11 protein-coding genes are annotated in these 14,140 nt (G+C 59.8%); 3 read left to right on the top strand and 8 right to left on the bottom strand.

All coding sequences use genetic code 11. The annotated features are described in order from the left end of the window. Window positions 1-22 precede the first annotated feature (22 nt). From QMK52_RS19155 to QMK52_RS19145, 3 genes are all read right to left on the bottom strand, one after another. Window positions 23-1,252, bottom strand: coding sequence for a M20/M25/M40 family metallo-hydrolase (locus QMK52_RS19155; RefSeq protein ID WP_005788974.1), 1,230 nt, complete (start codon window positions 1,250-1,252; stop codon window positions 23-25). 46 nt (window positions 1,253-1,298) lie between these two features. Beyond that, window positions 1,299-2,357: a diguanylate cyclase gene (locus QMK52_RS19150; RefSeq protein WP_005788976.1), complete on the bottom strand. Its 1,059-nt coding sequence runs from the start codon at window positions 2,355-2,357 to the stop codon at window positions 1,299-1,301. A gap of 80 nt (window positions 2,358-2,437) precedes the next feature. Continuing rightward, entirely contained in the window at window positions 2,438-3,070 is a 633-nt protein-coding gene (locus QMK52_RS19145; RefSeq protein ID WP_194438534.1) for a LysE family translocator, read from the bottom strand. 172 nt (window positions 3,071-3,242) lie between these two features. Here QMK52_RS19145 and QMK52_RS19140 point away from each other — a divergent pair, with 172 nt between their 5' ends. After that, window positions 3,243-4,667, top strand: coding sequence for a PLP-dependent aminotransferase family protein (locus QMK52_RS19140; protein ID WP_194438536.1), 1,425 nt, complete (start codon window positions 3,243-3,245; stop codon window positions 4,665-4,667). A 56-nt stretch (window positions 4,668-4,723) separates the two neighbouring features. On the opposite strand, the gene QMK52_RS19135 is transcribed toward QMK52_RS19140, so the two are convergent. Further along, the gene (locus tag QMK52_RS19135) at window positions 4,724-6,163 is read right to left on the bottom strand and encodes a serralysin family metalloprotease (protein ID WP_242462612.1); all 1,440 of its coding nucleotides are present in this window, start codon (window positions 6,161-6,163) and stop codon (window positions 4,724-4,726) included. Between the two features lie 118 nt (window positions 6,164-6,281). Continuing rightward, window positions 6,282-6,752, bottom strand: a complete 471-nt coding sequence (locus QMK52_RS19130; RefSeq protein ID WP_005788981.1) for an Lrp/AsnC family transcriptional regulator — start codon at window positions 6,750-6,752, stop codon at window positions 6,282-6,284. Between the two features lie 123 nt (window positions 6,753-6,875). Here QMK52_RS19130 and QMK52_RS19125 point away from each other — a divergent pair, with 123 nt between their 5' ends. Continuing rightward, complete coding sequence (locus QMK52_RS19125) at window positions 6,876-8,120, top strand: methionine gamma-lyase (RefSeq protein ID WP_320403252.1); 1,245 nt, start codon at window positions 6,876-6,878, stop codon at window positions 8,118-8,120. A 228-nt stretch (window positions 8,121-8,348) separates the two neighbouring features. Then, a complete protein-coding gene (locus QMK52_RS19120; RefSeq protein ID WP_005788984.1) occupies window positions 8,349-9,020 on the top strand; it encodes a helix-turn-helix transcriptional regulator in 672 nt (223 codons plus the stop codon). Window positions 9,021-9,089: 69 nt separating this feature from the next. Here the strand turns inward: QMK52_RS19120 and QMK52_RS19115 are convergent, their stop codons facing one another. The 3 genes from QMK52_RS19115 to QMK52_RS19105 form a co-directional block, all read right to left on the bottom strand. After that, window positions 9,090-11,048: a MacB family efflux pump subunit gene (locus QMK52_RS19115; protein ID WP_005788986.1), complete on the bottom strand. Its 1,959-nt coding sequence runs from the start codon at window positions 11,046-11,048 to the stop codon at window positions 9,090-9,092. A gap of 3 nt (window positions 11,049-11,051) precedes the next feature. Beyond that, window positions 11,052-12,203, bottom strand: coding sequence for a macrolide transporter subunit MacA (gene macA, locus QMK52_RS19110; protein WP_005788987.1), 1,152 nt, complete (start codon window positions 12,201-12,203; stop codon window positions 11,052-11,054). An 805-nt stretch (window positions 12,204-13,008) separates the two neighbouring features. Next, on the bottom strand, window positions 13,009-14,133 hold the full coding sequence (locus QMK52_RS19105) for an IS481 family transposase (protein WP_216091764.1): 1,125 nt from the start codon (window positions 14,131-14,133) through the stop codon (window positions 13,009-13,011). Window positions 14,134-14,140 lie beyond the last annotated feature (7 nt).

The raw sequence follows: 14,140 nt of genomic DNA, 5'->3' as shown, positions 1-14,140 counted from the left end.
GCTCTGCAATCCAACGCTCCGATCAGCGCTTGGCCAGCTCCATAATCATCCGGCTCAACAGATAAACCCGCGGCACCACGCTCTCCACCTCGGCATATTCCTCCGCCGTGTGGATATTGCCCCCCACAATCCCAAACCCATCCAACGTCGGCGTCCCTACCCCGGCCGACAAGCTGGCATCTGCGGCGCCGCCGCTGCCTTCGATGGTCAATTTGCGCCCCAGTTCGCCATAAATACCTTGGGCTATCGCCACCAACTTATCCGATTCGGCCGTCTGCGGCATCGGTGGCAGGCCGCGTTGCAGGCTGGTTTTCACTTCAGTGTCGGGGATCAACTTGTTGGCTGATACCCGCGCCAGATCCTTCTCGATTCGATCGAACTCTTCGGGCACCGCCGCACGTACGTCGGCCTTGGCAGTGGCCTGGTCGGGGATAACGTTAGTGCGGTCACCGGATTTGAGCACGGTGAAGTTGATGGTGGTCTTCTTCTCTTCATCACCGAGCTTGCCCAGTTGCAGGATCTGGTGCGCGGCCTCCATGGCGGCGTTGCGTCCCAGTTCCGGGGCGACGCCGGCGTGGGCGGACTTGCCTTTGACTTCGACCACCGCGGTCGCGCTGCCTTTGCGCCATACCACCAGGCCGTCCGCTGGGCGGCCGGGTTCCAGGTTGAGGGTCACGTCATGGACCTTGGCGGTTTTACGGATCAGTTCCGAGGCAGCCTCAGAGCCGGTTTCTTCGCTGGCGTCGAGCAGGAAGGTGATCTGTGCGTAGTCCTTGAAGCCCTGGTTTTTCAGGACTTTCAGCGCGTAGATGCCGGCGACGATACCGCCCTTGTCATCCATCACGCCGGGGCCATAGGCACGGCCATCCTTGATGTGAAACGGGCGCTCGGCGGCGGAGCCTTCCTTGAAGACAGTGTCCATGTGCGCCATCAGCAGGATCCGGGCCTTGCCGGTGCCTTTGAGGGTGGCAACCACGTGGCTGTTATTGGCCGCCTTGTCCGGTACCAATTCAATGCTGAACCCCAATTGCTTCAACTCATCCACGGCGATGTCACGCACTTGGGTCAGGCCCGGCTCGTAACCTGACCCCGAGTCGATATTTACCAGGCGCTCCAACAGCTTCAGGGCCTGGGCCTTGTACTGCTCGGCATCCGCCTGGATCTGCTTGTGAGGTTCGGCGCTGTAGGCCGGCATGACGAAGGACAACGCCAGGGTGGCGGCCAGCAGGGTACGCGGGAAAGTGAAGAGCATGGAGCGATCCTTTTTTGTTGGAATGGGCTCCCCACACCCTATCTCACTAGACCGACCGCAACCAACCCTCCTGCACGGCGTTCACCCGGTTGCGCCCGCTGCTCTTGGCTTCGTACAACGCCTGGTCGGCATCGTTGAGCCAACCGATGGAGTCGGCGTGGGTCGGCTGGTACGGCGCCAGGCCGATACTCAAGCTGACGCGCAATGCCGGGTCCTGGGCATAGGCCAAGGCGTTGAAGCGATCGCGCAAGGCCTCCATCACTTCGGTGGCGCGATTGAGGGGCATGTCCGGCAGGATCACGCAGAACTCATCGCCGCCATAACGCCCGGCCAGATCGGTGGCGCGCAGGTTCTGACGCAGCACTTTGCTCAATTGGCGCAGGACGATATCGCCGGTCACATGGCCGTAGGTGTCGTTGATGGTCTTGAAGTGGTCGATATCGATCAGCGCGATGGCGGCGCCCGCCTGGTTTCGGCGGCAGCGTTGGAACTCGATGTCCAGGTGGTCTTTCCAGGCGCCGTGGTTGAGCAGGCCGGACAAGCTGTCGGTGCGGCTCAAGGCCAACAGCTCACGCTTGTGCCGGGCCAGGGTCACGGCCTGGCGGTAGCAGATCCAGCCCAGCACCAGGGGATACAGCATCAGGATCGGCAGGCAGGCATACAACTGGGCCTGGGTGGTCACGGCGATAAAAGCAGGCGCAAAAATCAGCAGCGCCGCCCCCAGCCCCAGCGCCTGCGCCGCCCACCCCGCCAGCATAAAGCGCGTGCCACCGATGGCCACGTTGTTCATGGTCATCATCGACAGGGTGGTGACGCTGGGCAGTGGGTTGAAGTGCATCGCGCCGACCCAAAACCCGCCGCAAAAAGAATCGAACAACAGGCTACGGCGCTCACTGCGCAGGGTATGGGCTGCATGCAAAGACAATTGAAACGCCACATGCGGCCACACAAAAGCGTTGATCAGCATCCAGGCCCACACCCAAACGGAAGGACTCAGCGGATACATGGCAAACACCACGCAGACGAAGCCGAGGCTCAGCCCCAGAAGACGAGATTTGTACAAGCGCGAAGCGAGCGGAAGTCCCTTTCCTCCTACGGCTGGCATGGTGGGGTGCGATCCTGAGTGAGTGCCTGGAGTCTAACAGGGCAACGTCAAATCGCCACTACTGCTTACACGCTAATCCTTCAGTGTGAAAAGCCACGCGCCAGCATCCATGCAACGCCCAACAGCAGCACTGCGGTGCCCCGCTGCAACAACACCCGCCGCTTGGGGTTTTCCAGCACATGCTTGATGCGCTGGCCGAAATAGCAATACAGGCACCCGCTGGCAAATTGCAGCAACAGGAAGGTTGCCCCGAGGATGGCGATGTCCGCCGCCGAACTGTGCTCCCCCGCGCCTGCAAACTGCGGGAAAACCGCGCTGAACATGATGATGGTCTTGGGGTTGGAAAAGCCGGTCAACAGCCCTTTGCCAAACAGGCTGCGCGAGCCCTCCACGGCGCCCGCGTTGTTGATCGACACGCCGCTGCTGGTCCACTGCTTGTAGGCCAGGTAGAGAATATAGGCCACCCCTACAAACTGGATGGTCTGGGTAATCGCAAGGTTGCCCTTGATCAGCTCCGAGAAACCGACGGCAAAAATCAGCATGGAAATCAGGTACGACACACTGGCGCCGAGCTGCGCCGGGATCGAACTGCGCAGGCCGTCCTTCAAGCCCAGGCTCAGCAACAACAGGGTCATGGGGCCGGGACTGAAGGTCATGGTGGCGCAAAACAGCAGGAAGTAGAGAAACGAAGACAGGGTTAATGCACTTGTCATGGCCGCGGACCTTGAATGGAAAGAAACACGCCTCAAGCGCCCGCCCCATGGCGGTCTTGGCGGTCTGGTTACGGCGCAGTCTAGGGCAGCGGCATTGCACAAGGCAGGTAAAGTGATGCCTAATTCGGCCTGACTTCACCGGTAAAAGCACCGGCAAACACAAGGACGCGTCATGTTTGTATCCGCCATCGCTTTTGTGAAAGGCACCCCCAAGGTCCAGCAGATCGTCGAGGCATTCAGCCAGGCCATCGAGAACGGCGAATGGGCGCCGGGCAGCAAGTTGCCGTCGGTACGGGAATTGACCCAGACCCTGGGCGTGAGCAAGTTCACCCTCAATGAAGCGCTGGACCGCCTGCGCGGGCGCCATTTGCTCACCTCCAGCCAGGGCCGTGGCTACTTCGTGGCGATGGACAGCGCCCGGCCGGCAACGGCGACCTGGGTCGACTTGTTGCCCCAGGACCTGCTCAGCATATTGCGTCGTCCGCTGGTCACCGCCAGTGGCGAACTGCGTCCCGGCGGCGGGCACTTGCCGGAGGAATGGCTCAATGGCGACGCGATCCGCCAGGCCATGCGCAGCGTGGTGCGTGCGCCAACGCTGCGCATCGCAGGCTTGGGCACGCCAGCCGGGCTGCTGCCGTTGCGCCAGGCGCTGCAACAGAAACTGCACGGTGAAGGTTTGTCGGTGCCCGTGGAACAGATCATCACCACGCCCAACACTGTGCAGGGCCTGGACATGCTTATGCGCCTTCTGGCCCGACCTGGCGACACGGTGTTGCTCGACGCGCCGTGCTACTTCAACTTCCACGCCAACCTGGCGCTGCATGGGGTCAAGGTCGTTACCATTGAGCGCCGCCCCGACGGTTTCGATTTCGCGGCCCTCGAACAGTTGCTGGCCGAACACCGCCCCAGCCTTTACCTGACCACCAGCGTTTTGCATAACCCCACCGGGCATACCTTCAGCCCCAGCCAAGCGTTTCGCCTGCTGCAACTGACCCAGCAATACCACTGCCATATCGTCGAGGATGATCTTTATGGCGACCTGCACCCCAACCCTCCCCCGCGCCTGGCTGCCGTCGCCGGGCTCGACCAGGTCACCTACTTGTCAGGGTTCTCCAAGATCCTCAGCGCCAACACCCGGGTCAGCTACGTCGTGGCGGCGCCGCAACTGGCCGCCAACCTCACCCATATGAAGTTGATGAGCGGCGGCGTAACCTCCGAACTGTTCGAACAGATCGTCTACCGCATGCTCACTGAAGGCAGCTATGCCAAGCATCGCAAGCGTATGGTGCAACGCCTGATGGAGGCCGGTGGACGCGTCGAACAATGGCTCAAGCACTGCGGCTGCGAACTGCCGATGGCCTATGAAGGCGGAATGTTTATCTGGGCGCGCCTGCCGAAGGGGGTAAACGGCGAACTGCTGGCCCAGGAGGCGTTGAAACGCAGCATGGTGCTGGCGCCCGGTGCGCTGTTTGGCTACGACCCGGCCCATCGCGACTCGATGCGCTTCAATGTGGCCCACAGTGATGAGCCACGGGTGCAGCGGGTGTTTGAGGCGTTGTTGTTGCATGGGGTCGCCCAGAGCAATTCCCGCGTGTAGCCGTCAGGATGCCCTGGGGGGGTGAAGGTCTGTATGCCGGAGCCGCGGTACGACCTTCAACTGACGATATCGCTGCGTTGCATTTGCCCCTCCACATGGAGTACGAAATTTGGCTCGCCCGGTGCGCCGGATATCTCCAGGGTACTTATTTTCAACACAGGGTTGTATGCCAACACGACTTCCCCGCTGATGCCTGAAAATGCGTCAACAAAGGTCAACTGCCCTTTGCCCAAGGATACCCGGATACCTGACACATCGACCTTGTCCTCGCCACTGACAAAATCCATGATCCGGTCGGGTTCGGCCTGAGTCGACTCACTGAGCTTCCCGTAGACGAACTCGTCCTTGCCTTTGCCTCCCCATAACATATCTGCACCGCCTGCGCCGTACAGCCGATCATTGCCATCGCCGCCCTTGAGTTGGTTGGCCACTTCGTTGCCCACCAGCAAATCGTTGCCGGCACCGCCGATGGCGTTTTCGATAATTGCGTTATAAGCAATACCGACGTTGCCCTTCAGGCCACCGACATCTGAAAATGAACCGTCCTTCAAGCTGATTTTCTGGTCCTGCGTATAACCAGAAAAATCCAGCGTGTCATTGCCACCGCCGTCCCAGATAGCCGCCACCATTTTATCGCGGCCCGATTTGACGCTGAGGAAGTCGCGGTCCGTGTTGGAGTTGAAACCGTAGGTGGTGTCATCTTTGCGAGTCGCATGGTTGGCGCCGTATTTATCCTGGTAGGCACTGATATCGTCCAGCATCGGCGCTGAAGCACGCCAGCCACCGTGGTTCATGTAGCTGGTGCGTTCGCCCCTGTAGCTCATGATGGAGTGGCTTTGAGAGTCTTCGTGATGACTCACTTGAGTTTTCTTCATGCTGCCATTGTAATCACCAGGGTGGGCCAACCCCATGGCATGCCCCAGTTCGTGGACAATGGTATAGCGCCCCGCATTGCCCAGGGCGGCATTGGCAACGGACTTATCGCCGTCTTTATTCACGAACCACACATCGCCGCTGCGGGCATCGTTGGGTTTTGGCAATACCGCATGGGGATTGCCGTTATAGGGGTGCCCCTTGGTATCGATCTTCTGAGCGTAATTCCCGATCGTTATATGACCTTCGCTATTCGCCGTTTTCGCGCTCTCGGTAAACTTGACGTTCGCTACGTCTTCAATGGATTGCAACCCCAGCCGCGTCTGATGCCGTTGGTTTTCCAGCACATCGGTGAACCCGGTCTTATTGAACTGCTGTTTATGCTCGCTCTTTGGGGGCGTCCGGAATTCATAGGTGACGTCATAAAGACCATCCCCATTCTTATCCGACCAACCAGGACTCTGGCGCCAGAGTTGCTTGGTCGCGTCTTCAGGTGACTTGGACGGTAGTCCGTTATGCTTTATGTCACCCCCTCGCTCGTCTCGAGACTGAAAAGTCTGGATAGCTCGGAATGTATTACTCGGGCCAGAAGGAACGGTCGCCATACTTTCACGCTCGTACATTTGAAAAACGCTATCTTCAGATCTCTGAAGCGAGTGAACTGTAGGAGTGTGACGAAACGTGGCGCAGTTTTTACCTGTGGCTGTGCGTGCCGATTCAGGGACCGCTGTAGGACGCCCCTCACCCCGGCAACGGAATTACCCGCAACGGCCGCACCGACTTGTACGAAAAGCTCGAATAGATCTCCTTGACGCAGGGCAAGGTCTGCAAGACTTCGCGGGCAAACTCGCCGAACGATTCCAGGTCCTTGGCCACCACTTCCAGCAAAAAATCATAGCGGCCCGACACGTTATGGCACGCCACGATTTCCGGAATCTCCAACAGGCGCTGCTCGAACGCGCGGGCGATTTCCTGGGTGTGGCTGTCCATCATGATGCTGACAAACGCGGTCACCCCATAGCCCAGCGCCTTGGGCGAGAGGATCGCCTGGTAGCCGCTGATCACCCCGCTTTCCTCCAGGGTGCGCACCCGGCGCCAGCAGGGTGAGGTCGTCAAGGCGACCCGCTCGGCCAGTTCGGCCACGGTCAGGCGGGCGTTGCCCTGCAATGCGTTTAAAAGGGCTTTGTCGGTGCGGTCCAGCTTGATGGGCATAACGTGCCTCTAATCATTATTTTTATCGGTGTTTGATTCACAAACGCGGGTTTTTCCAGCAGTTTTTGCAAGGTTCGTCCGTGGTTATGAGCATAGCATTGTAGGAAATAAGGAGCGCCCGACATGACCAATAAACACAACACCTGCGGCTTTTCCACCCGTGCCATTCACCACGGCTATGACCCCAAGGACCACCACGGCGCGCTCGTACCGCCGATCTACCTGTCGGCCACCTTCGCCTTTCCCACGGTTGAATACGGCGCCGCGTGCTTTGCCGGCGAAGCCAGCGGCCACTTCTACACGCGCATTTCCAACCCGACCCTGGCGCTGCTGGAATCACGCATGGCTACCCTGGAAAACGGTGAAGCGGCGGTGGCCTTCAGCTCCGGCATGGGCGCGATTGCCGCGACGTTCTGGACCCTGCTACGCCCGGGCGACGAGGTGATCGTCAGCCAGACCCTGTATGGCTGCACCTTCGCCCTGTTGCACCACGGCATCGGCGAATTCGGCATCAAGGTGCGGCATGTTGACCTGACCGACCTGGCCGCCCTGCAAGCGGCCTTGTCCCCGGCAACCCGCATGATCTACTGCGAAACCCCGGCCAACCCCAACCTGCGCCTGATCGACATCGCCGCCGTGGCCAGGCTTGCCCATCAACAGCCGAATGTCACCCTGGTGGTCGACAACACCTACTGCACGCCCTACCTGCAACGGCCCCTGGAACTGGGCGCCGATGTGGTGGTGCACTCGGCCACCAAATACCTCAGCGGCCATGGCGACATCACCGCAGGCATTGCGGTGAGCAACCAGGCGCTGGCACAGCGCATTCGCCTGCAAGGCCTCAAGGACCTGACCGGCGCGGTGATGTCGCCCCAGGACGCATCGTTGCTGATGCGCGGCCTCAAAACCCTGGCCCTGCGCATGGACCGCCATTGCAGCAATGCCCAGGCGCTAGCCGAAGCCTTACAGGCGCACCCGGCCGTGGAGAGTGTGATCTACCCCGGGCTGCGGTCCTTCCCACAGTACGAACTGGCGACCCGGCAAATGAAACTGCCCGGCGGCATGATTGCCTTTGAACTCAAGGGCGGGATCGAGACGGGGCGGCGCTTTATGAACGCACTGCAACTATTCACCCGTGCGGTCAGCCTGGGGGATGCCGAATCGCTGGCGCAACATCCGGCGAGCATGACCCACTCCACCTACACCCCCGAGCAACGTGCGCAGCACGGTATCAGCGAGGGCCTGGTGCGTTTGTCGGTGGGGCTTGAAGACGTCGCCGACCTGTTGGCGGATGTGCATCAGGCCCTGGCCAAGTGCGGCCGCAACACGGTGCGTCAGGCCGCGACAGCGCCCTCTGCAGTGAGATAGCGCCTACACGTAAAGTGATTTTTATCCTGGCGGTGGTCGGACGGATCCGACTACCGTTATGCGTTTTTAATCTGAATTTTATCGATTGGATCCCCCTGCCTTCGCCAGCCTGTACTAGCATGGTGGCGGCGGGAAGGATTATCTGTGCAGGTTATTCATAGCGGTTACCTTGTTGACTCCCGCCGCTATAACGCCCAATACCTGTACCCGAAACTCATGGACGAATTGATGAACTCACACCTGTTCCCACATATAGGCAAGGTCATCGCCAGCACCGGCAGCCGCCATTTCCCACGTATGCTGCATGACCTCATCCTCACCCAACTGGCTGTGGACGCCACCCATATCACCCAGCTGCAGGTCAACAGCGAAGGCCACAGCCGCCGCAAGATCAGCCCGGTCTACACCGACTCGGTGGCAACCCTGGGGGCCGAGCAGCCCGCCGCACAATTGCACCTCAGCCGACGCAAGGACGATGTGCGCTACGTGCTGTCGGTGTACCGCTCGCACCCCTCGCAGAGTTTTTCCGCCCAAGAGCGCAGCATGTTGCAGGACTTCTCCACGCTGTTGCTGCCCATGGTGGAAAAACACATCACCGCGATCCAGCCTGGCCGTCAGGACAGCCCGCCGGCAGTGCCACAGCACCAGGGCATCGAAACCCTGCGCCGACGCATCCAGGAGCGCCTGGTGCAATCGGGGCTGACCCTGTCCAACCGTGAACTGCAAGTGTGCGTGGGCCTGCTGGCCGGGCGCACCGCACCGGAGTTGGCCGAACAACTGGCATTGAAGGTCAACACCATCGAAAGCTACCTCAAGCGCGCGGCGATCAAGCTGGGGATCAGTGGGCGGCATTCCTTGTTGCGGTGGATGTACGCCACCGAAGGCAGCACCAGCTTCTAAGCTGACAGCGGCAAAAATGTGGGAGGCGGCTTGCTCCCTCCCACATTGGTTCTCAATTGGCAGTAGACATCAGTCCCGGGCCAGCGCCTCGATCGGGTCCAGGCGCGCCGCGTTCCTCGCTGGTACAAACCCGAACACAATGCCGATCAGCGTCGAGCAGGCAAACGCGGTAATGATCGAACCCACCGAAAACACCATTTCCCACTCCTTCACAAACAGCGAAAACAGGTAGCCGATGGCGTAGGACAACGAGATCCCGATGATCCCGCCGATCAAACACACCATCACCGCCTCCACCAGAAACTGCTGGCGAATATCCGACTGGCGCGCCCCCACCGCCATGCGGATACCAATCTCGCGGGTGCGCTCGGTGACCGACACCAGCATGATATTCATCACGCCAATGCCTCCCACCAGCAATGAAATCACCGCAATCAACGACAACAGCAGCGCCAGGGAACGGCTGGTTTTTTGCACCGTCTGCATGATGCTGTCGAGGTTGTTGGTGAAGAAGTCCTTGGTGCCGTGACGTTGCAGCATCAGCTTGTTGACGTTGTCTTCCACCACCTTGCTCGGCTGGCCGTCTTTGATGCGCACGGTGATGCTGTCCAGATGACGCTGGCCCAACAGGCGCCCCGCCGCCGTCTCATACGGCACCCACACGTTCAGCGCCTTGCTGGCGGCGAACATATTCTTGTTGTCCGCCGTCACGCCGATCACCGTACACGGCAGGTTGCCCACCAGGATCACCTGGCCCAGCGGGTCGATGTTCGGCCCGAACAGGCGCTGGCGGGTGTTGTGGTCGATCACCACCACCTGGGCCTGGCGCCGCGCATCGCTTTCACTGAAGGCAATGCCGGCTTCGAGCTTGAGGCCCTTGACCTTGAAGTAGCGGTCACTGACGCCGTTGACCTGGGCATCCACATCGATGTTGCCAAAGCGCAGCAACAGGTTGCGGCCCACCACCGGCGTGGCGCTGTCGACGTAATACAGCTGGTTCAGCGCGTCCACATCCGAGGGCATCAGCGTCTGGATCGCCGAGGCGCGACTGTCACCAAAGCTGGTGCCGGAAAAGATATCGATGGTGTTGCTGCCGATCGCCTGGATGTCCTTGAGCACATAGCGCTTGGCGCCTTCGCCGATGGCCGAGATCGACACCACCGAGGTGATCCCGATCACAATGCCGAGCATGGTCAGCAAGGTGCGCATGCGGTGCGAAATCAGCGCCACCCAGGCCATGTTGAAGGCTTCCTTGAATAGCCCCAGGCTCGCCACCAGGCGCCGCGCACCACTGCGCCTGGGCTCGATCGGCGCTTCGCTGGGCAGCTCCAGGCCAACGCTGTCATTGACCTTGTCACTGACAATCTCACCGTCACACACCTCGACAATGCGCTGGGCATTCGCGGCGACCTTGGGGTCGTGGGTGACGATGATCACCGTGTGCCCGGCCGCGTGCAGCTCTGCGAGGATACGCATCACTTCCTTGCCGCTGTGGGTGTCGAGGGCACCGGTGGGTTCGTCGGCGAGGATCACTTCGCCGCCGTTCATCAGGGCCCGCGCGATACTCACGCGCTGTTGTTGCCCGCCGGACAGCTGGCTGGGTCGGTGGGTGATATGACTCGCCAGGCCCAACCGCTGGAGCAACTCCCGCGCGCGGCTGTGACGCTGGCTTTCAGGAGTGCCGGCATAAATCGCTGGCATTTCCACGTTGTGCAAGGCGCTCAGGTGAGCAAGCAAATGGTAGCGCTGGAAGATAAAGCCGAAGTAATCACGGCGCAGCTCAGCCAGTTGCTCATCGCCCAGGGAGCGGGTTTCGATGCCATTGATCTTGTAGCTGCCGGCAGTGGCGTAATCCAGGCCGCCAAGGATATTCATCAGGGTCGATTTGCCCGAGCCCGAGGCGCCGATGATCGCCAGCATTTCCCCGGCATGAATCGTCAGGTCGATGCCTTTGAGCGCGATGAATTCACGCTCGCCGGCCATGAAGCTGCGGGTGATGCCCTTGAGTTCCAACAGAGGCTGGGTCATGGCTCAGCTCCCTGCCACGGCGGGTGTGGCGTCGCCGATCACCACCTTGTCGCCCTCGGCCAGTCCATCCAGAATCTGCACCTTGACGTTGTTATTGATGCCGGTTCTGACGTTGCGCTCTACCGCTTTGCCCTTGGCATCCAGCACCCGCACCGGGTAACTGCCGTCGGCATTGCGCGCTCCCAGCGCCGCCACCGGCACCATCAATGCGGCCTCTGCGGTGTCGAGCACAATGCGCACCTGTGCGGTCATGGCGATGCGCAGGCGATGGTCAGGGTTGGGCACGTCGAACAGCGCGTTATAAAACACCGCGGTGTTCTGCTTGGGGGTGCCGGCGGTCTGGGTTTCGAGGAAGTTCTGCGGGGCTGGTTCAGTGCCGCGCAGTTTGGCGTAATAGCGTTTGTCCGCCTCGCCGAGGATGGTGAAGTACACCTGCTGGCCGGGGCTGATATGAATCACATCCGCTTCCGAGACCTGGGCCTTGACGGTCATGGTGTCCAGGTCCGCCAGCTTGAGCAGTACCGGTGCGAGCTGGCTGGCGATCACGGTCTGGCCTTCCTGGGTGACGATGCCCACTACGTCGCCGTCGATGGGCGCGTTGATGCGGGTGTAGGCCAGGTTGACCTTGGCGGTGTCGATCTGGATGTGTGCGCTTTTGATCTGTGCATCCAGGGACAGCAGGTTGGCCTGCTGCACCTGGAAGCTTGATTCGGCGTCTTCGAAATCCTGGCGTGACACCGACTCGTCGGCCTGCAGGCCCTTGTAGCGTTCATAGACAGACTTGGCCTGCTTGAGCTGCGCGGCGGTGGCGCGGCGTTGGGCCTGGAGGTTTTCTTCGTCGACCTGGGCTTTGCGCAGGGTGTTCTGCAGGATCAGCGGGTCGATTTCGGCTAGCCACTGACCCTTTTTTACCTTGTCGCCGACTTTGACTTTCAGCGATTTGAGCTGGCCGGAGACTTGGGCGCCGACGTCGACCTGCTTGATGCCTTCGAGCAGGCCGGTGGCCAATACCGCGTTTTCGATATCGCCGCGTTCGGTGGTGGCGGTGAGGTATTGGGGGGCGTCGGCGGGGGCCTTTACGGTGTAGATGATCAGGCCGATGGCGACGGCCAATGCTGCCAGGAGGCCGATTTTGCGGAATTTAGACGTTTGCATGGTTGGCTTCTTGATTGAGTACAGATCCGTTATTCGGGTAGAGGCGGCATCGGGTTGCAAAAGCAGAGTGAGGTTTCATTGACTTGCACTGCTTAAAAATGTGGGAGGGGGCTTGCTCCCGATGGCGGTCTGTCGGTGTACATATCCGTTCCTTTGGTAACGGCCGCTTATGGTTCCGCTCTTACAGCGGCTCACTTTTGAAAAGCGCAAAAGTAAGCAAAACGCTCTTGCCCCACCACTCGGCACCTCGCTCTGGCTCGGTGTGCCCGTAATCCGACAGGGATTTGGGGGGCCGCCGCCACGCGCCATCCATGGCGCGGGGCGGCTAAACCGGCATCCCTGCCGGTTTACCCCCCAAATCCCTGTCGAATTCCGGCCAGCGTGGTTTAACGGGGCGCCTAAGATCAAAAGCAGATCAAGATCAAGATCAAGGGCGGCTCGCTTCGCATCGTGGTTACCGGGGGCAAGCCCCCTCCCATACTCCTGCCATTTCTGACCCACCTCGACAGCCAAAACCGGTCGGCTATAAGGCCGCCGCGCTGTGCTTTTGATCTGGGATCGCCCCGTTAAACCACGCTGGCCGAACGCGGACTTTGGAGCGTGGGTAACCCGGCAGGACGCCGGGTTAGCCGCGCTGGGCCATGGATGGCCCATCGCGGCGGCCCACGCTCCAAAGTTCGCGTTCGGGCACACCGAGCCTAGGCGAGGTGCCGAGTGGTGGGGCGAAGGCCTTTTGGTTACTTTTGGGCCTTTCTGTATAGACCGGACACATGGTGGACACATGTGCGGGGACATGGTTGACACATTATGGGCCATAGTCAGGTTTGCTCAGGTCGATCGTTCTTAGAAAGTGATGGCAGAAGTAAACATCAAAGAGACCGTCTTTTTCAGGGTTAGGTCGTATTCCGATGTGATGACCATTCAGGCCCTTGGCGATGCTGAAATAGCGTTTCTGAAAACGAAATCGGCTGTGATACGCCTTGATCGACACATCATCCGGCCCGTACTCGAAGGGTGATAACTGCTGCGGGTAAGCCCAAGGGCTGGACCGATACCGGTCCATGGGCACCTTGTAGTCCAGTGCTTGATGAGGACGCTGCAGGTTATAAACCTCACGCCACTGATCAAATGCGGTTTGAGCCTCCTTGATCGTGGAAAATTGCCGTCCATTAAGCACCTCCGCCTTGAGTGATCGATGAAAGCGCTCGATCTTTCCGTTGGTTTGAGGGTGATAGGGGCGACTGAAACTGATCCGGATTCCCAAGCTAATCAACCAGATACTTAACTCTGTGATTTCACCGGGGTTGCGCGGCGATCCCCATGGAGGACCGTTATCAACATTGATACGAGCGGGCAATCCGAAGCGTTGGAATACCTCAATCATCTTCTCCTTCACTGTGCCCCCGCGTTCGTTATCACACGCCTGAATAGCTAAATTGAATCGCGAGTGATCATCCAACAAGGTCAGGGGATGGCATCGACCTTCTTGAGTTGCGAAATGCCCTTTGAAGTCCATCTGCCAAAGGTCGTTAGGCGCATCGTGTTCAAATCTCAGCTTTGCTTCCTGTTCCTTCTGAACGGGCTGAATCAGGTCGTGTCGGTGCAGCACGTTAGTTACTGTGCTGGGAGCAATTTGCTTTTTCAAGATGCTGCTGATTGTGCGTCCGCCCCAGGCCGGATGTTCCTGCCTGAGCGCTACGACCTCCGCCTCCAGGGCCGCATTGGTCAGTTTGGGACTGGTAGCTGGTTTTCGGGACTTTTCTTGCAGCCCCGACTGCCCTTGCATCTCGTATCGTTTGAGCCATTTATAGGCCGTTTGCGGGCTGATGCCGAAGCGTCGACACAGTTCTCTTTTATTACTGCCGGGCTGCCGTGCTAAGGCAACGAACTCTTCTTTCAGGCTCATGGTATCTCTCGTGTTCCAAGGCATGATGGCT

The organism is Pseudomonas sp. P9_2 (genome assembly GCF_034008255.1).
Classification (GTDB): Bacteria; Pseudomonadota; Gammaproteobacteria; order Pseudomonadales; family Pseudomonadaceae; genus Aquipseudomonas; species Aquipseudomonas synxantha_A.
Note: the sequence above shows the minus strand (reverse complement) of the source record. Positions and strands in the feature narration are given on the sequence as shown.

Excerpts from the sequence above, each read along its gene's own strand:
- QMK52_RS19105 (WP_216091764.1), bottom strand. The coding sequence starts at position 14,133 with ATGCCTTGGAACACGAGAGATACCATGAGCCTGAAAGAAGAGTTCGTT.
- QMK52_RS19145 (WP_194438534.1), bottom strand. The coding sequence starts at position 3,070 with ATGACAAGTGCATTAACCCTGTCTTCGTTTCTCTACTTCCTGCTGTTT.
- QMK52_RS19130 (WP_005788981.1), bottom strand. The coding sequence starts at position 6,752 with ATGCCCATCAAGCTGGACCGCACCGACAAAGCCCTTTTAAACGCATTG.
- macA (WP_005788987.1), bottom strand. The coding sequence starts at position 12,203 with ATGCAAACGTCTAAATTCCGCAAAATCGGCCTCCTGGCAGCATTGGCC.
- QMK52_RS19135 (WP_242462612.1), bottom strand. The coding sequence starts at position 6,163 with ATGTACGAGCGTGAAAGTATGGCGACCGTTCCTTCTGGCCCGAGTAAT.
- QMK52_RS19115 (WP_005788986.1), bottom strand. The coding sequence starts at position 11,048 with ATGACCCAGCCTCTGTTGGAACTCAAGGGCATCACCCGCAGCTTCATG.
- QMK52_RS19155 (WP_005788974.1), bottom strand. The coding sequence starts at position 1,252 with ATGCTCTTCACTTTCCCGCGTACCCTGCTGGCCGCCACCCTGGCGTTG.
- QMK52_RS19140 (WP_194438536.1), top strand. The coding sequence starts at position 3,243 with ATGTTTGTATCCGCCATCGCTTTTGTGAAAGGCACCCCCAAGGTCCAG.
- QMK52_RS19120 (WP_005788984.1), top strand. The coding sequence starts at position 8,349 with ATGAACTCACACCTGTTCCCACATATAGGCAAGGTCATCGCCAGCACC.
- QMK52_RS19150 (WP_005788976.1), bottom strand. The coding sequence starts at position 2,357 with ATGCCAGCCGTAGGAGGAAAGGGACTTCCGCTCGCTTCGCGCTTGTAC.
- QMK52_RS19125 (WP_320403252.1), top strand. The coding sequence starts at position 6,876 with ATGACCAATAAACACAACACCTGCGGCTTTTCCACCCGTGCCATTCAC.